The sequence below is a fragment of the Candidatus Poriferisocius sp. genome (assembly GCF_965202595.1).
Taxonomy (GTDB): domain Bacteria; phylum Actinomycetota; class Acidimicrobiia; order Acidimicrobiales; family Bin134; genus Poriferisocius.
In genome coordinates, this window is the sequence record NZ_OZ241836.1 from 1,656,889 (window position 1) to 1,676,081 (window position 19,193).

14 protein-coding genes are annotated in these 19,193 nt (G+C 61.5%); 4 read left to right on the forward strand and 10 right to left on the reverse strand.

Annotation, left to right across the window (positions count from 1 at the left end; genetic code table 11):
* Positions 1 to 1,308 precede the first annotated feature (1,308 nt).
* The 7 genes from ACOGXC_RS07585 to ACOGXC_RS07615 all read right to left on the reverse strand — a co-directional run bounded on the left by ACOGXC_RS07585 (position 1,309) and on the right by ACOGXC_RS07615 (position 10,315).
* The gene (locus tag ACOGXC_RS07585; RefSeq protein ID WP_419917599.1) at positions 1,309 to 2,712 is read right to left on the reverse strand and encodes a hypothetical protein; all 1,404 of its coding nucleotides are present in this window, start codon (positions 2,710 to 2,712) and stop codon (positions 1,309 to 1,311) included.
* Complete coding sequence (locus tag ACOGXC_RS07590) at positions 2,712 to 3,653, reverse strand: AAA family ATPase (protein WP_419917600.1); 942 nt, start codon at positions 3,651 to 3,653, stop codon at positions 2,712 to 2,714. The genes ACOGXC_RS07585 and ACOGXC_RS07590 overlap by 1 nt, the downstream gene beginning before the upstream one ends.
* A gap of 905 nt (positions 3,654 to 4,558) precedes the next feature.
* Positions 4,559 to 5,518 (reverse strand): ISL3 family transposase, encoded by a 960-nt coding sequence (locus ACOGXC_RS07595; RefSeq protein WP_419917601.1) that lies wholly within the window; start codon positions 5,516 to 5,518, stop codon positions 4,559 to 4,561.
* Between the two features lie 1,512 nt (positions 5,519 to 7,030).
* On the reverse strand, positions 7,031 to 7,600 hold the full coding sequence (locus ACOGXC_RS07600) for a hypothetical protein (protein WP_419917602.1): 570 nt from the start codon (positions 7,598 to 7,600) through the stop codon (positions 7,031 to 7,033).
* 404 nt (positions 7,601 to 8,004) lie between these two features.
* Positions 8,005 to 8,991 (reverse strand): hypothetical protein, encoded by a 987-nt coding sequence (locus ACOGXC_RS07605; RefSeq protein ID WP_419917603.1) that lies wholly within the window; start codon positions 8,989 to 8,991, stop codon positions 8,005 to 8,007.
* Entirely contained in the window at positions 8,982 to 9,368 is a 387-nt protein-coding gene (locus ACOGXC_RS07610; protein WP_419917604.1) for a hypothetical protein, read from the reverse strand. The genes ACOGXC_RS07605 and ACOGXC_RS07610 overlap by 10 nt, the downstream gene beginning before the upstream one ends.
* A 71-nt stretch (positions 9,369 to 9,439) precedes the next feature.
* Positions 9,440 to 10,315 carry an IS481 family transposase gene (locus ACOGXC_RS07615; RefSeq protein WP_419917605.1) on the reverse strand — a complete coding sequence of 292 codons (876 nt, stop codon included), beginning with the start codon at positions 10,313 to 10,315 and terminating at the stop codon, positions 9,440 to 9,442.
* 340 nt (positions 10,316 to 10,655) lie between these two features.
* On the opposite strand from ACOGXC_RS07615, the gene ACOGXC_RS07620 reads away from it, so the two are divergent.
* On the forward strand, positions 10,656 to 11,627 hold the full coding sequence (locus ACOGXC_RS07620; RefSeq protein ID WP_419917606.1) for a hypothetical protein: 972 nt from the start codon (positions 10,656 to 10,658) through the stop codon (positions 11,625 to 11,627).
* Here ACOGXC_RS07620 and ACOGXC_RS07625 read toward each other — a convergent pair.
* Positions 11,605 to 12,915, reverse strand: a complete 1,311-nt coding sequence (locus ACOGXC_RS07625) for a CapA family protein (RefSeq protein WP_419917607.1) — start codon at positions 12,913 to 12,915, stop codon at positions 11,605 to 11,607. The two genes, ACOGXC_RS07620 and ACOGXC_RS07625, sit on opposite strands and share 23 nt — an antisense overlap.
* A 65-nt stretch (positions 12,916 to 12,980) precedes the next feature.
* Positions 12,981 to 13,781, reverse strand: a complete 801-nt coding sequence (locus ACOGXC_RS07630; RefSeq protein ID WP_419917608.1) for a hypothetical protein — start codon at positions 13,779 to 13,781, stop codon at positions 12,981 to 12,983.
* Between the two features lie 113 nt (positions 13,782 to 13,894).
* Between ACOGXC_RS07630 and ACOGXC_RS07635 the strand changes: the two genes are divergently transcribed.
* Together ACOGXC_RS07635 and ACOGXC_RS07640 are read left to right on the forward strand one after the other, a co-directional pair.
* Positions 13,895 to 14,383, forward strand: a complete 489-nt coding sequence (locus tag ACOGXC_RS07635) for a hypothetical protein (protein WP_419917609.1) — start codon at positions 13,895 to 13,897, stop codon at positions 14,381 to 14,383.
* Between the two features lie 90 nt (positions 14,384 to 14,473).
* A complete protein-coding gene (locus tag ACOGXC_RS07640; protein WP_419917610.1) occupies positions 14,474 to 16,111 on the forward strand; it encodes a fumarate hydratase in 1,638 nt (545 codons plus the stop codon).
* Between the two features lie 63 nt (positions 16,112 to 16,174).
* On the opposite strand, the gene ACOGXC_RS07645 is transcribed toward ACOGXC_RS07640, so the two are convergent.
* The gene (locus ACOGXC_RS07645; protein WP_419917611.1) at positions 16,175 to 17,710 is read right to left on the reverse strand and encodes an AMP-binding protein; all 1,536 of its coding nucleotides are present in this window, start codon (positions 17,708 to 17,710) and stop codon (positions 16,175 to 16,177) included.
* 64 nt (positions 17,711 to 17,774) lie between these two features.
* Between ACOGXC_RS07645 and ACOGXC_RS07650 the strand changes: the two genes are divergently transcribed.
* Positions 17,775 to 19,178 carry a sortase gene (locus ACOGXC_RS07650; RefSeq protein WP_419917612.1) on the forward strand — a complete coding sequence of 468 codons (1,404 nt, stop codon included), beginning with the start codon at positions 17,775 to 17,777 and terminating at the stop codon, positions 19,176 to 19,178.
* Positions 19,179 to 19,193: the final 15 nt, after the last annotated feature.

Below are 19,193 nucleotides of genomic sequence, written 5' to 3' on the forward strand. Positions count from 1 at the left end.
AGGCTGAGAGAGGCCCGTTCCTGGCCGTCTCAGAGGCCCTGACACCAACCGACCGCTGCATGACTGCCGCCACCACCGAAGATCGACTATTACCGTCTGAGGCCCGTAGTAGGCCCGCCCGCATAGTTCGCCGCTGAGAGGATGACCGCCGTAGTAGGCCCGTTATCAGCCCGCTGAGGCCGAATTAGGGCCGATAACGGGCCTACACCCCTACCGAGGCCCCCCCGCCGAGGTAAACGCGAGGGCCGACTACGGGCCGCCGCCACCGAGGGCCTATCTAGTTCGCTGACCTGGCACTATGCCCGCCGCCCTTTGAGGGACGATCCGCGCCCGCTACCTGCCGCCCTTTGGGAGATGATCCACACCTGACAGGGCCGGGGCCGCCCAGCACGGCTCAACACTCCCCAGAAGCCACCAGGGGTGTAAGGGGTGGTTCTCAGCCACCGGCACAACCGGGGGTCAGGCCTGGACACGGTTCGAGACCGAGGGGGCACTCCAGTAAGGCTCAAACCCCATAACCGGCCTGTGAACGGCCCAGAACCGGCCCCACAGGCCCGCCACAACGCCGGTCAGGGTTCAGGTGCCCCCAACCGCTCTCCGTGCGGCCCAGAGCCTCACAGCCCCATTAGGGGCCTCAGGCGACCAAGATACGGCCCCACAGCATCACAATCGAGAGCCAACGCATCACTCCACAACCCACTCCCCGATCCCGTCACCGCCGCACACCCCACCCCCTCGGGGGGTGGGTCGAAACTCTGTTTAGGAAGCACCTCTGAAACCCAATTTTCAAGCCTCTTTTCTCTCCCGAAGAAGTCTCGGCCTTACCACCGAACGGGCCGATACCCCAAAACAAGCCATCAGAGTTACCCCAAACCCGAGGGATCGCTCAAACAACCCCAGTAGCGAACCGCTACACAACACGACACACACCCCACCAACCCTAAACCACAGCTTTACAGTAACAAACAAAGCCGGTTACCAACTAAAACCCCCGCCTGATAGTGGATAAAGTTCGTGAAGTTGGGTTTCCAGGGCCGCCGGTGCGCAGAGTTTCAACCCACCCCCCCCCCCCCCCCACCACCCAGCCCTCAGAAGCCCCACAAAACCGAAGTGATGTTAACCACCACCCCAACGACTCAACACCGCCCACAAGCCACCACAGGGCAGGCGCGCATCGTCTCCCACAGGGCGGCGGGGCCGTAGCCCCAGCGAAGGCCCCGACCGCCCACCTACCCCACCCTGGGGGGTGGGGTATAGGGGTAAAGCGTTTTCCCAGGTCAAAGACAAATAGCATACCCGTAGGAATGTCTAGGCGTTCGGGGCTTCGAGGATGATCCATCGGCCTGGTTTTATCTCCCACAGGTCGAGTACCGGATCGTCCTCGTCGGCCAGGGCCGTAAAAGTGTTTATTGCTCGGCTGCGGTTGGTGCGGGTGGTATCGGCCAGGGCGAGCATCCGGGCGAGTTCGGCGGCGCTCCAGGTTTGCCGCTCTACCCGTGCTAGTAGGTCTCGCCGCCGCCGGGTGCGGTGTCCGTTTTCTATGTGGGCGCGGGTGATCCCAGCCCCTCGGTAGGCGGTGCGGTCGATGATGTAGCGGGCGATGATGTGGCCCCGGTACATGGGGGCTGAGGTGATGCCGTGTACTTGTAGGCGGGGCCAGTTGATGCGGGGGCCGTGCTCGCTTCCAGGCGGTAGCCGTACTTCCAGGGTGGTAGTGCCGTGTCTCAGGTCGTCTCGGTTTAGGGGGCCTCGGCGTACTGTGATGGGTGCCCACCCGCCGCCCGGTACAGGTACCACTATCCGGCCCATAGTCCAGATCGCATCCGCTATAGCCCGCCAGTACTTAGACAAGTTGGGTGGGGCGGCATCGGGTGGGGTGAGGTACCTCACGATGTCGGCGGTGGGCCAGGTGAGTATCACCGGGCCACCGGCGGCGATGCGGTCGGCGGGGGTGTGGATCAGGGTTGCCACCCACAGGCGTAGCGGCCTGGGCGCTCCTTTGCCCTGGGTGTAGCTCAGCATCCCGGCGGCATCGAATACGGCGAGCATCGGGGCGGGTACTTCACCACCTCGGCCCAGGCCGGGTAGCGCCAGTTGATCGCCGACCTCGGCGGGTATTTCTGTTAGGGGGATGCGGTCGGTTTCGGTGCGAGGGGCAGTGACGATCTCGGCGGCCCGCCCGATGTGGGGCATCATCGGGCGGCGGTCGTGGCGAAGTGTGGGTGTTTCGGGGGGTGATGTGGCCCAGTGTGTTTGCCAGGTGTGAATGATGGGGGCGAGGGGGTGTTTGGGTCGGTGTTGTCGGTCGGTGGTATCCCAGCGGCGGTGCGTCTCTGCGGTGGATAGTACGGGTAGGCGGTCGGGGTTTGTGGGTAAGCCGTCACCGTGCCAGGCGGGAGCGGCCCACAGGGGGCCGATGATCTCGCCTCCGGTTTTGGTTCCGATGATCGGGGGGCCGGGTGTCCAGGTGTAGGCCCATCCTTCGGGTGGTGAGATAAGGGTATTGAGGCGGGTGTTGGCCTCGGCCAGGTGCTCGGCAATAGTGGTTTCGCTGTCGAGTGTTTGAGGTGGTGGGGGGTCATTGAGCATCTTGGCGAGGTCGTCCTCGGTGGGGATGATCCAGCCGGGGCAGTCATCGGGGTTGCTATCGGGGTTGTGTTTGGCCCAGAGGTGGGTGGCGAGGCGGTTGGCCCAGGGATCGGTGGTGGTCATTACAAATCTTCCAGGCGGGCGGCGTAGGGGTCGGGGTGGTTCGAGGTAGTGGTGTTGGTGGGTGTGAGGGCGGCGGGCCAGCCGTTGTGTGGGGTGATGGTGAGTGTGAGTGGTGTGGTTGGGGTTGGGAGGTTGGTGGTGGTGTTTGTGAGGGGGCCGGTTTTGCCGAGGTTGGCTTTGGTGACGGTGAGGTGTACTCCTTCGGGTTGTTCGGTTGATCCTTTGGGTTTGGGTGGTGGTGTGGCGGTGATGACTAGGCGGGCGGCGTCGTGCCAGGCGGCGCTTCCGCTTATCGCTCCGGCTTCGCTTAGTCCGTCTCTGGCGGCTTTGGTGGAGTGGGCCACTATGAGGGCGGCTCCGTCTATTTCGCCGGTCATCCGGCTTAGTGTGGCGATGAATGAGCGGACGGTGTGGGCATCGGCGGCGGGGGCGGCGAGCGCGCACAGGGCGGGGTCGATGATGGTGAGGATGGGGCGGCGTTCTAGCAGGTCGGCGGCGAGGGTGAGCATTAGGTTGGTGGGGCCGTGTTCTTTGTCTCGGTGCCGGTAGTCGGGGGCTTCCCAGAGGGGGCCGGTGTCTTCGGCTCCGTAGATGGCGATGCGGGAGCGGTAGTTGTCCAGGTGCGGGCCGCCGGTGCTGGCCCACCAGTCGGCGGTGGCGGCGGTGCGGCGGGCGGCGAGGGCGGCGGGGTCTTCTAGGCACCACATTGAGACCGGCCTACCGGCGAGGCCGGGGCGGGAGCCGGGGGCGGCGGCGAGGCCGATAGCGGCGAGGCCCGCTCCGGTGGGATTACCGGCGGCGGCGGCGCAGGCGATCATTTGGGCGAGGGTGCTTTTGCCGATACCGCCGGGGCCGGAGATGATGCCGACGGTGCCCGGTGCCAGGAGTCGGCGGTCGGTGGGGATGTCCCTGTCTGTTAAAGCGTCCCGTAGCAAAGTCAAACCCTCAGTAACAAAGTCAAACCCTCAACCGATCCTGTCTCAGAACCAAACACCTAACCGGGCGGGGAACAACTAAATCGAATACTCCTCGAAGACCACTCAGAAGAAGGAATACCAGAAGCCCGGGCCTGAACCTCGAACTGATAAGTACCCCTCACCGTTCGAGGAAACAAAACCGAAGTACCCGTCAAACCAGTTCTCGACAAACCCGAACCCAACACATCGCGAACAGCATAACTCCGAGTCCTGAGATCACCACTCAGCCACCTAACCGTCACATTCATCGTACCCGGCCTACTACTGGAAACACAATTGACAATCAACCCAGAAGGAACCCCCAACCGCGAAGCCGTAGGAGCATTACAAGTCTTGGCGGGACTGTAAGAAGACCAACCCGACCAACCCAACCCAGAAGAATACCCACGAACCCTGAAACTATACCTACCACTCACCGACCTAACAAAAGTAGCCGTATTAGCACCCTCCACAGTCTTAGTCAACCCATTAACCAGCGGTGGCAGTGCAGACGCTTTCACCTCATACTTCGTAGTCCTACCTGTCGGGTCAGCATCCCAACTAACAATAACACTAACAACACCAGCCCTACCCTTTATCCCACCGGCATAACACCTAATAGATACATTAGAAGGCACCACCATCGGCCTATTAGTGGCAGTAGGGGTAGCAGTAGCAGTAGGGGTAGCAGTAGGCGTGGGAGTGCGGGTGGGAACATTACAAGTAACATGAGCGTTACTATTATACTGAGAAGACCAATGCGACCACTTATTCAAAGGCCTAGAATACCCGGCAACCACAAACCGATAAGTAGCATTCACAGTACGAGGAAACACAGCCCTAGTAACACCCTTTACTCTCTTGGTCACCACCAAAGGACGATTAAGAGGCTATTCGCGTTTGAGCGGGGTTTTGTGGGTTCTGATTCTTGTGGTGGGTGTATTTTGGTGGGGTTTGTGGCCGGTGGCAACTAGGATGCGGAGTCGGTAGTTGCCGATGTTGGTGTAGCCTCTGGCTTTGCGTTTGATGTCTTTGATTTTGGCGTTGGCGGCTTCGGTTCGGGCGTTGGTGGTGGCGGTGGCGACGCTGGTTATGGTTTCGGTGTGCCAGCGGTTGAGGGTACCGGCGAGGGCTTGTAGTTCTGGGGGTGCGTCGGGATCGGAGCAGTAGGCAATAGTGTCGTCGAGGCGTTGGACGGCGGTTTGGGGGTTGGTGGTTTTGAAAATGGATCGGGTTTGTTCTTTGGCTTGCCAGCACTCGAGGACCTCATCGCAGGGGTCACCGGCTTTGAGGGCTTGGTGTAGGCGTTGCCAGCCTCGGGGGTCCAGCCGCTCGGCGGCCATCAGTAGGAGTTTGCGGATACCGTAGAGAGGGTCACCTTTGCGGCCCCGGTGACCGGTGGTTTGTTGCTGGGTGCGTTGACGGGCCCGAGTGATGGCCTGGTTGGCCAGCCGGACGATGTGGAACGGATCGGTGGCCAACCGTGTGCCGGCTGGTAACAGGCCCTGGGCTATGAGGGCTCGAATGGCTTTTCTGTACCCCTCGTGGGGATCACAACACACCACCCGAATATTTTGTCTCCACCCCCGGGGTTGTGCACTCACCCATTTGTGCAGGTCATTGGCATCGCGGCCGTCGAAGACATCTATGACCTGGCCGGTCGCGGTGTCCACCGCGGCGGTGATGTAGCGGCACCGGCGCCGGCGGGTGGCGGAGTTCATCACGGTCTCATCGAATCCCACCCCGAAGGTGGCCCCCACCCTGTCGGGATCATCGGCCCGCTGTTTTAGTTCCGGTTCAACTGCTGACCAAACGGTGTGCCAACCCGACCGCCAAACTACAAGCCACACCGGCGACCGAGCCCTCCACCGCGGCCAACACCTCAACCGCGTGAGCTGCGGCCCGACGTGTGAGCTGGCAGCGAGGCTTCGCCAAACAGTGCTGCTCAGTCCATGTCTTGGTCTCACAATCAGCGTTCCCGCAAACCCATAAACGCTTGTTCCACACCACCCGCACCCGGTGACCCCCCGGGATGCAAGCATCCCGCAACCGGGTTCTGCGTCGCCCCTTGGACCTGGCCCTGTGACCGCACCGCTCACAACAAACCCGCCGACCTGGAGGTGTCTCCACCTCCACCACCACCTCGCCATCAACCACACACTGGCCGGTCACCACCAAACCCAACGCACCGTAACCCAACACCCAACTAACATCAACCACCAGGGACCTCCCGACTCCACGACTATGTGACAGTCACAAGAATCGGCGAGGCCCCCACCCAAAAGACAGACCCCACCCAAAAACACCCCCTCCCCACTCAAACGCGAAGAGCCGCTTAAGATCCTTCACACTGTAGTCCGTGGTTACAAACATCGGGTCAGTATCCCACTCAACAACAACATTTATAACACCAGTTCTAGGATCATTCGGATTACGACTAGGAGTGACACACTTAGCCCGCACATTAGCAGGCACAGGCACCGTCGTAATAAAAGTAACACTATTAGAACTCACCCAACCCGAATACCCACTATTACCCCCGCTGGTTATTACACTTTTCACTTGAGCAGTATAAGTATCACCAGGAGACACAGCAAAAGTAGTAGAAGTACCAACTACCTCTTTACTAGCTTTCCCCGTTGCCTTAACCTCATATGACCTAACCCTCGAAGCAGCCCTCCACTCAACAGTCAAAGTGCGACCATCAGCCGAACAACTAGAAACCACCCTAGAAGGCGCAGGAGGAGCAGCGGTCGGCGCAGCAGTAGGACTAGCTGAGGATGTAAAACTACAAAGCCCGATTCCGGCAGCCGTACCCGCCGCTCCCACCACAAAAGCAACACCCACCCTTACAGGAGTGGTTATCTCTGTTGGATCAGGTGATGACATTGCTGCTGCCATTGCTGCTTTGGCTCCACCCTCCAACGCCTTATAAGCGACATTCCCAAATATCGCACCTGCCCCACCAGCAATTATCCGGCCACCTACACTATCACATAGACCTTTATGTACCCTCTTTAACCACTGAGCTAGACCAGAGTCACTCGGTTGAAAAATTGGTAAATAACAGTCATGGAAACGGTCAGTTGGCCCTTGCCAACCTATAACAACTCTAGTCCTAAGAATACCATCTCTTAACCTGAGAGGCTCTCTATGGCTCACTCCTGACACAAAAGAACCTATGTAATAACCATGTGGACAAGCGTGTGGTTCATGCCTTCTAACAGTGTCTGTCCTAGCTGCGCTGACCAACACTCTTTGAGTTTCCGTTTGTTGTACCTGCCGAGTCTCGGTTTTATAACAACGATACCTGGTCACATTACTATATACGGTGTAGTTGTAGGTAACGGTGACTGGGGTTGCTATTTTCCATTTCCCAGCGGCAGTAGATAGGGGAAAGAAACGGCCAGAAGGATATATATATAAGCACCCCAAGAATTACCAACGCGTTGTTGTAAAGCTACCTCAACTGTGGTACTCGTCGCTCTGCGGGCAGCAATACGCACCGAAGTGCCACCAACGGTAACTGCGGAAGTATGCAACCATCTTCCAACCGTAGTACTTGCCGGGAAGAAACGAGATGTAGGGTATATTGTGCTACCCCAGGAACCAGTCAGCCCAGTACCGCGTCGTTGTACAGCTAACTCAACCTTAATACCGCTCGATGTCTTACGAGCACCAATACGAACACCATATGAAGCAGACGCAGTAGAAGGCACTAACCCGGTATAAGGCACCCGCTTAGTGACTCCCTCTTCATCACAATTGACCTCAACCGTATACTCCTCATCAACCCATTTCGTAACCTCTTGATCCTCATAAACAGCCGGGATAGTGTGAGTAGTAGTCACCGGGTCATGTGCCAACACAACCGCAGGGGTAACTGAAGTTATTAACCCGGTGATAACAACACATACCAACAGCTTTCTCATACTGACACCCCCTAATTGTTATGCCGTCTATACATGTAACGGTCAAATACCAGTAACAGTTTTCGTAATGAAATACCAGTCAAAAACGAAATAACAAATGTAAGTAAGATATACAATGTAACAGAAGACCATGAACTACCAGATACACCCATAACTTCATATACAAACAGGCTCACACCACCCCAACAAACGGGATAAAACACAAACGTCCATCGGTTGATTGTCCTAATTGAAAAGAAAATTAAAGTGCCAGGTTTGGGTTCGGTTGGGGCTGCTGGGGCTGCCTCGGCGTGGTCAGCCAGTGTCTCGGTGGTGGTGTCGGGTGTGGGGTCGGTCATGGGGCCGATGGTAGCCGGGTGGGGTGTTGTTGTCATGGGTGGCCCCCTTCAGTCTGGCGTTGAGCTTCAGTTCACAAGAAGCGTCGCGGTCAGGGCCGAAGGGAGCCATGAGGTGAACCCCAGAACGCCTTTTGATCCCGACCGCGAGGCCGAGGCCTGACAATGCTTTGCTGAACGGCAGGGAGGGTAGGGGTGGGGTTGTTTTTTTGTCAAGTGAGAGTTGCCGGGTGTGGCCCGGTGATGGCCGCCGAGGCCCGACCTGAGGCCGTTTGAGGGCCGCCCGATCCTCGGCCCGCATGAGATCGGCGCTGCCACCACCGAGGCTGAGAGAGGCCCGTTCCTGGCCGTCTCAGAAGCCCTGACGCTGCCCGACCCCGGCATGGCTGCCACCACCACCGCTGCCACGCTGAGGGCCGTAACCTGACCGCCCGCTGACCACCGCACCACCGCTGCCCTATCTACCACCGAGGCCATGACCGGGCCGGACACCACCGATCCTGCCGACCGGCTGAGAGCCGAGGAACTGACCACCGCCGAGACGCTGACCGAGGCCCTATCCGACGGGCTGAGAATGGCCCTGACCGATGCTGCCGAGATCTGGCGATCACCCCAGGAAGTACCAACGCGTTTTTGTAACGCTACCTCAACCCTGTTATTCACTGCCTTACGAGCAGCAATACGAACCGCGCCATTAGGAAAACTGATCGGGGCGCTGTATCTCCATTGTCCAACAGGAGTAGATAAACTAAAATACCGGGTGGCAGGATACTGGCGGTCACCCCAGGAAACAATAAGAGCAACAGCAATACGCTCCCGTAATGCTACCTCAACACTGCTCCTGTGCCTACGAGCAGCAATACGGAAACTCAAAGAAGCAGTCGAAACAACAGGAACCTTTACAACTTCTTTCCAATAATCCGCATAAACATCAACTTCCTTATCCTGATAAACAGGAACCTCTACAGTCTGCGGGTCATGCGCGAGAACAACCTTAGGAACAACCGAAGCCAACAACCCAACAACAACAAACATCAATAACTTCTTCACAAACACTCACTTTCATTTCTATTTCTTTTTTTGCTACCAGAACGCCTTGCTCCGTGCACCTCTATGGTCTGGGCCTTTTTCCTTTCTTCCATTTCTCTGAATACCTCCATAAACAGGGCTTTTTTCCTTTTTCTACCCAAGAACCCATACCATATTTTACCTCTAATAAAACATGGAATTACCATCACTTCAACATAACTACATACCGCTATTGGGAAAATCATAATAAACAGGATTAAAGCAGTCCTACCTGAAAAACCATGCGACCGATAATCGAATGGAAGTGTAACTGCAAACATCAGCGACACCCATATGAGTAGAGCTATAAACCACAAAAATACTTTTTTAAGGGTAGAGTCTTCAGCCTCTTCCAAATCTTCCAACTTGAGAGCGATGTATCGCTCAAAGTGGGGTGAGAGTGGAGTGTTCGAGTTGGGTGGGGTGGTCATGGGGCCTAGTTGTCGGTTCGTGTTAGGTTGTGTGCGCGTGTTGCGGGTGGGCCGCCTATGGCGGTGTGGTGTCGGTGGCAATTGTAGCGGTGGATCCATTGGGTGAGTCGTCGTCGGTGGTCGGCTTCGGATCGGAACTTATGGGCGTAGAGGAACTCCTCTGCGAGAGTACGGTTGAAGCGTCCGGCTTTGGGGTTGGTTTGGGGCCGGTAGGGCCTGGTGCGCCGGTGCGCGATAGCCCGCTCCGCGAGCAGCACAGCGAACGCGTCGGAGCAGAAGTTGGCTCCGTTGTCGGTGAGGACTTCGTTCACGGCCATGTCGTTTGACCAGAACCAGTCCTGCGCGCGCTGCCAGAACCCGACCACGGTGTCGGTGGTCTCGTTGTCGTGGGCCTCGACATAAACCACCCGGGAGTAGTCGTGGATCGCGACGTGCAGGTACGTGTACGCCACCCGCTTGCGTTTGCGGCGGCGGGCTTTGGCCGAGCCGCGGCCATGAGCGCGCCACCCACCACCAGGGGGAACACGAACGACTTTTTTGATGTCGAGGTGCACCAGCTCCCCTGAGGCCTCGCGCTCATAGCGGCGTATCACCTGTCCCGTGGGCCGATCCAACCAGCCAAGCCGGTTGAGACCGTTGCGGCACAGGATGCGCCACACCGTCGAAACGGGCACCCCAGTACGAACCGCCAGATAAACAGGCCCCCGCTCAGTGCTCCGGCGCAGCCCGCAGATGCGCTGCCCAACCCCAGCCGAGGTGCGCCGCGGCGAGCTGTGAAGACGCGACGACCGCCCATAAAGCCCCGCGGAACCCTCGTCGCACCAACACCGATACCACTTCGCCACCGTACCCCGCGACACCCCCACCTGCTTCGCGACCACCGAGATATGTCCACTACACCTAGTGTATCAGTGTGTGGTGTTTCCATGTTGGGGTGGCCCCCCTTCAGTCTGGCGTTGGGCTCCAGTTCAACGCAGTGTCGCGGTCAGGGCCGAAAGGGGGCCATGAGGTGAAACCCCAGAACGCCTTTTGATCCCAACCGCGAGGCACACACCCCAGCGATGCTTCTTGTGAAAGCCGGGGAGGTTGGGGGGTGGGCCTACGGTTTGCAAACCTCCAGGCGATACGCGAAGCCAACTCCGACGGGGCCGACAGCCCCCAGGAGAACACCAGCAGGGGCGATGGGCGAGGTGGTTCTCAGCGTCTGCCAGGGCCTCAAATATGTTCAGCGCTCGGCCCAAAACCCACATTTTCGCGAAGGCTCACATACATATCAACGGTGAGGCACGAATGTTACCTCTAGCGTTGGAGAGGGGGTATGTGTCACAGGTGGTTGGTATGGTGTTTGGCATGGAATCCAACAGTGCAGCTACCGGTTTAGCTGTTGAAAAAAAGCCGATTGCAAACGACCTGGCTGGGTTTGTGGCTGAGGCTGTTTTGGCTTCTGGTGAGGGGTTTGTTGTTCGTGTTGCCCGTCGGAGTGTTGATGGGTTGTCTTTGGATGAGTTGGATGATCGTATTGAAGAGCTTGGTAGGGCCAGGGCCAGGATTGAGGGTTGTTTGGCTGAGGTGTTGGCGGAGAGAGCCCGCCGGAGTAGTAATCGTGAAGCTGCCGCGGTGTTGAGGGAACGGGTGTTGGAATCGGCGGGTCGCGCTTCGGGTGAAGTGAAAACAGCGGTGTCTTTGGCGGAAAACTTTCCCTCCACCCTGAAGGCGTTGATCGGCGGTGAGATCAACTCCGGTCACGCTCGGGTTATCAACCGGGTGGCTGGGAAACCCGATTACCGGGGCGAGGAAGAAATCTTGGGGTCCGCTCGGGTTGTGCCTTCGGATTTGCTGTCCAGGTACGCGCTGCGCCACACCCCGGTTGAAGAGCGTGACTACAGCAAGTACCAGCAACAGCGCCAGGATCGGCGGGCGATGATGACCCAGGAACCCGACGGGCCAACGGTGGCGAAACCAACATCAACAACCTCGTACAACTATGCCACAGCTGCCACCACCTCACCCACGACACCAACTGGCAAGTCCACCAAAACCACCAAGGCCGACACTACCTCAAACCCCCACCCGACCCATTCCCCAACACCGCAACAACCACCCACCAACCCAACCAACACAACCCCATACTCCAAACCTGAAACCCCACTACGGCGCCTCCAGAATGGTTTTATTGCCTGGTTACGACTTTGACATCTATTCCGTGGCTGCGGAGTGTTGTGGTGGTTCGGTCCCGTGATTGTTCTAGTTGCGGGGTTAGGTCGGGGTGGGTGTCGTTGGCCAGGGCACCGACCACATCGATAATGGTGAAGGTCCGGCGATCCACCCAGGTCGGCACGGCTTCGATGGCCTCCACCTGGATCCGGCCCGATTCGCTCTCCGACAGCTCCACCACCACGATCACGCCATCGGTGGATCCCGGCGGGCATGACCGGCACGACTGGGGCGACTGGTTGGACAGGAAGTTGCCCAGGCCGTAGATCACGTAGTTGCCGTTCACCAGATCCACCGGTTGGATCACATGGGCATGGGAGCCGACGATGAGGTCGATCTCGTCGCCGGCCAGGAGTTCCTCGGCCAGCGCCCGCTGGTGAGCGGAGGGAGCCGTCCTGTACTCGGTGCCCCAATGGATGCTCAGCACCACGAAGTCGGCACCGGCTCCGATGGCGGCCCGGGCCTCGGCCAGAATGTCCTGGGTGGATATGACGTTCACCACCCAGGGCCGGTCGGCCGGGCGGATGAAACCGTTGAGGCCGTAGGTGTAGGAGAGGTGCCCGATGGTAATGCCGTTCACCGCATACAGGGTCGGGGTGGTGGCTTCATCGAAGGTACGGGCCATACCGGCATGGCCCAGATCAGCCTGGTCCAGCAGGTCGAGGGTGGCGGCGATCCCGGCCGTCCCCTTGTCGAGGGAGTGATTCGAGGCGGTGGAACAGCCGTCGTAACCCACTTCGGCAATGGCGACCGCCAGATCACCGGGGGCATTGAACACGGGGTAACCGGAAAGGTTCTGGTTGTCGGGCGACAGCGGGGTCTCCAGGTGGCAGATGGCCAGATCCGCGCCGCTCAAGGTAGCGGCCACCGGCTCGAACATCGGCCGGTAGTCATAGGCCAGCTCGTCGCCCCCGTAAACCTCGGCCCGGTTGAACACCGATGAGTGCGACAGCAGGTCCCCGGTGAAGGCCAGCCGGGCCTGCCGGGGCGGGGTTGGAGTGGGGGTAGGGGTGGGAGAAGGAATAGGGGTGGTAGCGGGGGTGGGCGGAACAGCAGCTTCGGGAACGGGGGTCGAAGCGGTGCCGGGCCGAGATGTCGCCGCCGGACCCGAGTGGGGATCGGGAGGTTCCGGGGTGGTCTCATCGGTAGTGGTCGAAGTGATCGGGGTGGCAGCCGGAGATGGCGCTGTGGCCGGGTCAGCGCCCCCGCAACCGCCGACCACTCCGAGGACCACCGCCAGCAGGGCCGGCATTCCCCAACGCAGCATGGGTATCTCCCAACGCGATATGGGCATCCCCCAACGCAGCATGGGACGGAGCAAGCGTGAGCGGTTCAATCGGCTGCGCAGAACAACTCGGGAACCACCGGACAATCGGTTTCGCCAACCGCTTCGGCCACCGTCACCAACCCTTCGGGGCCGACCACCATGTCGGCCAGAGCGAGGGACACAACCTCCCGGTCCGCCTCCCAGGGCTCCACCCCTGCCAGCGTCCGGGCAACCAGCGCGTCCCACATCGGTGCGGGCAAAACCGCACCCCTGCCCGCCACCAGCCACACCGGCACTCCGGTGGTGTGAGCCACCGCCGCAGCAGCCCGGGATCCGGAGACGGCGAGGAATCCCCCGGGGCCGACCGCGGCCGATTCCAGCAGCACCACATCGGCCGATGCCGCCGCCGCTCCCAGCCCGCTTTCGGCCACCTCTGCCACCCAACCGTCCTGCTCCGAAAGCCGGCGCACCAGGTGGTGGCCCTCCCCCAGCACATCCACCACCAGCACGTGGAGGTCGCCGCGCCGCCGCAGCGTGTCGCCAACCAGATCGGGACGACCGAGCACGCACACCGTCGCCTCAACCGGCAGCTCCAGTGCCAGGAACCGGGCAGTTTTGTCCTCGGTCATCTCCCGCAGGCACATCCTGATCTCCGACCGGGGGTCAGCGGCGGTGAGCACCCGGGCCGCCAACCACATGAGCGGTCCCGATGAGGGCCGGCGGGCAATCATGCTCCGGCAGGCGGTTACCAGCCCGGCGGGATCGTGGCCGAAGCTCAGCAACGCCCCGGCCGTCTCCCGCACCAGCGATTCCTGGCCCCAACCCGAGGATCGAGCCACGTAACGCAAATGCTCAATCGGATGCACCACCCCAGAGTACAAACTCCTCACCCGATCATGAGCCACACGCCCCCATTCCCAACCCCATCACGAGCCACGACACCAGGTCACACCTTCTGGCTGGAGTAGCCTCAAGTTTGATGGGTACCACGCTTGATGCCGATGTGGCCTTGACCCCGCTGAACGGCGATCCCCGACCGATGGGCGACTGGGTCACCGTCTTTCACCTGGTCATGGTGGTGCTCGACCCGTACACCTACGAGAGTTCGTGGATGATCGACACCGCCGGGCGCATTCTCCGCAGCTTCACGGGGGCCGATTGCCGGGTGGCATTCCTGGTCACCTCCTCACCCGAGGAGGCCGAGGAGTTCCTCGGGCCGTGGAGCAGGGAGATACTGACGTTCGCCGATCAGGATCGGTCGGTCGTGCGAGCACTGGGGTTGGAGTCGCTCCCCGCCGTGGTCCACCTCGATCACCGGCTCAGCCTGCGGGCGTCCGCCGAGGGCTGGAACCCCCCCGAGTGGAGGGCATTCGCCACCGAGCTCAGCCGGATGATGAGCTGGCAAGCGCCGGTGATCCCCGCCCCCGGAGATCCGTCACCTTTCATGGGCACCCCGGCACAGGGCTGACGCTAGCGAGCAAGGTTTCGCCAATGGCCGACTTCGCCTACACCGAATTGCTGATCCACTCCCTTTTGACCCCAATCTAAGGTTTCGCCAATGGCCGACTTCGCCTACACCGAATTGCTGCCCAAAGGGCCGGATACCGGCACCGAGTACCGCCTTTTGACCACCGATTACGTCTCCACCGTCACGCTCGGCAACCGCCGGTTTCTGGAGGTCGATCCCGAAGGCCTCCGCCTGATCACCCGTGAGGCCATGAGGGACATCGCCCACTTGTTGCGGCCCGGGCACCTGGCGCAGTTGGCCGCCATCCTGGACGACCCCGAGGCCTCGACCAACGACCGGTTCGTGGCCACCGAGTTGCTTCGCAACGCCAACATCGCAGCCGGCGGGGTGCTGCCGGGTTGCCAGGACACCGGTACCGCCGTGGTGGTGGGGCACAAGGGCGAGCGGGTGCTCACCGATGCCGACGATGAGCGGGCCATCGCCCATGGGGTGTTCGACACCTACCAGACCTCGAACCTGCGTTACTCCCAACTGGCCCCGCTGACCATGTTCGAGGAGCGCAACACCGGCAACAACCTGCCCGCCCAGATCGAGCTCTACGCCACGCCCGGAGACGAGTACTCGTTCCTGTTCATGGCCAAGGGCGGCGGTTCGGCCAACAAGTCGTACCTGTTCCAGGAAACCAAGGCGCTGCTCAACCCCGACTCACTCACCCGCTTCATGGACGAGAAGCTGCGCACCCTGGGCACCGCGGCCTGCCCGCCCTACCACTTGGCCGTGGTCATCGGGGGAACCTCGGCGGAGTACACGCTGAGAGTTGCCAAGTACGCCTCGGCCCGATACCTGGACACCCTTCCCACCGAGGGGTCGGAAACCGGTCACGCCTTCCGGGATCTGGAATGGGAGAACCGGATCTTGGAGTTGACCCGGGGCTTCGGGATCGGAGCCCAGTTCGGGGGCAAGTACTTCTGCCACGACGTGCGGGTTGTGCGGCTGCCCCGACACGGTGCCTCCTGCCCGGTGGGGGTGGCGGTATCGTGCTCGGCCGACCGCCAGGCCCTGGGCAGGATCACCTCCGAGGGGGTGTTCCTGGAGCGCATGGAGACCGACCCGGCCCGGTTCCTGCCCGAGACCACCCCTGAGGACTTGAGCGGCGAGGTTGTGCGCATCGATTTGAACCAGCCCATGTCCGACATCCGGGCCGAGCTCTCCCGGCACCCGGTGACGACCCGGCTTTCGCTAACCGGCACCCTGGTGGTGGCCCGCGACCTGGCCCACGCCCGGATCAAGCAACGCCTCGATGCCGGGGAGCCCATGCCGCAGTACCTGCGGGATCATCCGGTGTACTACGCCGGCCCGGCCAAGACCCCAAAGGGCTACGCCTCAGGGTCGTTCGGCCCCACCACCGCCGGGCGGATGGACCCCTATGTCGAGCAGTTCCAGGCCGCAGGGGGCAGCCTGGTGATGCTGGCCAAGGGCAACCGATCGCGCTCAATAACCGAGTCCTGCGCCCGCCACGGCGGGTTCTACCTGGGATCCATCGGCGGGCCGGCTGCCCGGCTGGCCCAGGACTCGATCCGCAGCGTGGAGGTGCTGGAGTATGCCGAACTGGGCATGGAGGCGGTGTTTCGGATCGAGGTGGAGGACTTTCCCGCCTTCATGGTGACCGACGACAAGGGCAACGACTTCTTCACCGAGTTGGCCACCCCGGTGTCCTTGGGCCGATAACCCCGAGGAACCGCCCCCTGCGGATCGGTTGATCCCCCTTCGCGGATCGGTTGATGCTTCGGATCAGTTGATGTTGCGCTCGTGTTCGGCCCAGTAGGGCTGGCGCAGGCGGTACTTCTGGAGCTTGCCGGTAGCGGTACGAGCCAGCTCGGCCCGGAACTCCACCGAAGTGGGGCACTTGTAGTGGGCCAGGCGGTCCCGGCAGTGCTGGATCAACTCGGCCTCGGTGACCGTAGCTCCCGAGGCCGGCACCACCAGGGCCTTGACCGTCTCGCCCCATTTCTCGTGGGGCACCCCGATCACCGCCACCTCGACCACCGACTCATGGGCGAAAAGCACATCCTCCACCTCGATGGACGACACGTTCTCGCCCCCGGAGATGATCACGTCCTTCTTGCGGTCCGACAGAACCAGGTAGCCCTCGTCGTCGATGATCCCACCGTCGCCGGTGTGGAACCAGCCACCGGCCAGCGCCTCGGCCGAGACCTGGGGTTGCTGCCAGTACCCATCCATCACATGGTTCCCCCGAGCCATCACCTCGCCGGAGTTGTCCACCGTCAACGAGACCCCCAGGGCGGGCACACCCTGACGGGCCAGCTTGTCGGCCCGCTCCGCCGGACTCAGATGATCCCACTCCGCCCGGCTGCGATTCATGGTCAGGTAGGGAGCGGTTTCGGTAAGGCCGTAAAGCTGGATGAACTCCCAACCCAGCTCGGTTTCCATCCTTTCTATGATCCGGGTGGGCGGGGGCGCACCGGCCACGGTCATGCGAACCCGGCCCGAACCGGGGACGTCCCCATCCCAATCCTGGGCCGCATCCAGCACGGCTGCCACCACCGCCGGAGCCCCGCACAGGAACGTCACCCCGTGACTCTCCACCCGACGCAGGATCTCCCTGCCGTCCACCTTGCGCAGCACGACATGTCGTCCACCCATACCGGTGATCGAGTACGGCATCCCCCAGCCGTTGCAGTGGAACATGGGCAAGGTGTGGAGATAAACGTCGCGATCGCTCACCCCGGCGGCCCAGCCGAATGTGGCGGCGTTGAGCCACAGGGAGCGGTGGGACATCCGAACACCCTTGGGACGGGCGGTGGTGCCCGACGTGTAGTTGATGGTGGCGGTGGCATCCTCGTCAGGGGTCCACGGCTCGGGATCGACACCGAACCGGTACAGGGCCTCGTCGGATCCAGCACCCATTACATACCGGTGGCGGCAATCCACGGCGGCCAGCGGGTCGGCCAGTTCCGGATCCACCAGCAGCATCGACGCCCCGCTGTGTTCCAGTATGTAACCGATCTCATCCTGCTTGAGCCGGAAGTTGATGGGAACGCACACCCGGCCGTACCCGCTCACCCCGAAAAGTGAGACCATGAGGCGGGCGGCATTATGGGAGACGATGGCCACCCGCTCGCCGAAGCCGATCCCGTGCTCATCCAGGGCCGCAGCCTGGGCCCGGGCCAACTCGGCCACCCGGGCGTAGGTGAGCTCTCCCCAGCTCTTGGCGGGCTGATCCGGCTCGTCCACTATCCCCACCCGGTCGCCGTAGACGGTTTCGGCCCGGTTCAGGAAATCCTGCACATTCAGCGCAATCCTCATGGGTACCACGGTAACTACCCGCCGAGGTCGGGAACACGGCGAGGGGGGCCATACAATTTCTACCGTGACCGTCGTCAGGGTTCTGGGAGCGTTCGGCAAGACCGTTATCGCTATCGGGCTCATAATCCTGCTGTTCGGGATATTCCAGCTCTGGGGAACCGGGGTCATCGAGGCTCGAGCCCAAAGGGGACTGGACAGCGAATTCTCCGATCTGCTGGAAAATGCCGGGGCTCTGGGCGCACCGACCTTCAACCAGCTACCCGCTGCAACCCCCCCACCCCCGGCTCCCCCCCAACCCACGACCAACCCCGCCACAATCCCCGAACCCACGGCTCCCCCCCAACCCGATCCCGCCACAACCCCCCAACCCACACCCGAACCCACGGCTCACCCCCAACCCACACCCGAACCCGATCCCGCCTGGCTGGAGATGCTCTACCCCAAGTGGGGATCGGCCCTGGCGCGAATCCATATACCCAGCCTCGGGGTGTCCAAGACCGTGGTGGAGGGGGTGCGGGTGAGCGATCTTCGCAAGGGTCCCGGTCATTATCCCAACACCCCCCTTCCCGGTCAGGCCGGTAACGCCGCCATTGCCGGGCACCGCACCACCTATGGAGCACCCTTCGGCGACATCGATGAGCTGGTCCCCGGTAATCAGATCTTCGTCGAGACGATCCAGGGAAGGTTCGTCTACCAGGTGGTGGCCCAGGAGGATGACCAGGGCCACTTCATCGTGCCCCCCGATGCCGTCGAGGTGCTGGATCAGAACTTCAGCGACCACCCCAATCGCCTGACCCTGACGGCCTGTCACCCCAAGGGCTCGGCCCGCCAGCGCATCATCGTGGTGGCCGAGCTGGTTGGCCAACCGGCCCCCACCTACCCCCGACCCGGCTCGCAGGAACCAGCCCCCACCATGATCGCCGATGAGAACCTGGACGGGGCGGGCGGCAACGACCAGACGGTCGCCGAAACCCCAACCCCGGAAGCAGCCGGGCCGGGATCAGCCCCAACCCCGGAAGCAGCCGGACCGGGATCAGCCCCAACCCCGGAAGCGGCCGGGCCGGGATCAGCCCCAACGCCGACCCCTACCGCCGTCGTCGCCGCCGATGAGAACCCCGACGGAACCGGCAGCAACCAATCGTTGGATGGCACGGCCGGGGTAACCGGCGCGGGATCCACCGGACCCCCCGGAGCGGGCCGGGCCGGAGCCGGGGCGCCAAATCCGGCATCGCCAAGTCCGGCACCCGCTCCGGTCACCGATTCCTTCGGGGAAGGTCTCAACGGCGACTCCGATGCCCTGGTCCCGGCCATTCTGTGGGGTTTGGCCGCCCTGGCCGTGTGGTTCGCGGCCCTGTTCGCGGGATACCGCTGGAGGAGATTCCCCGCCTATGCCCTGTCCGCCTTACCCTTTCTGGTGGTGCTGTTCATGGCGTTCTGGCACATAGACCGGATCATCCCCTCATATTGAGGTTCACCGACATTT

Coding starts and splice junctions, on each gene's coding strand:
- ACOGXC_RS07585 (WP_419917599.1), bottom strand. CDS start 2,712: ATGACCACCACCGATCCCTGGGCCAACCGCCTCGCCACCCACCTCTGG.
- ACOGXC_RS07600 (WP_419917602.1), bottom strand. CDS start 7,600: ATGAGAAAGCTGTTGGTATGTGTTGTTATCACCGGGTTAATAACTTCA.
- ACOGXC_RS07620 (WP_419917606.1), top strand. CDS start 10,656: ATGTTCAGCGCTCGGCCCAAAACCCACATTTTCGCGAAGGCTCACATA.
- ACOGXC_RS07625 (WP_419917607.1), bottom strand. CDS start 12,915: ATGCTGCGTTGGGGAATGCCGGCCCTGCTGGCGGTGGTCCTCGGAGTG.
- ACOGXC_RS07635 (WP_419917609.1), top strand. CDS start 13,895: ATGGGTACCACGCTTGATGCCGATGTGGCCTTGACCCCGCTGAACGGC.
- ACOGXC_RS07640 (WP_419917610.1), top strand. CDS start 14,474: ATGGCCGACTTCGCCTACACCGAATTGCTGCCCAAAGGGCCGGATACC.
- ACOGXC_RS07645 (WP_419917611.1), bottom strand. CDS start 17,710: ATGAGGATTGCGCTGAATGTGCAGGATTTCCTGAACCGGGCCGAAACC.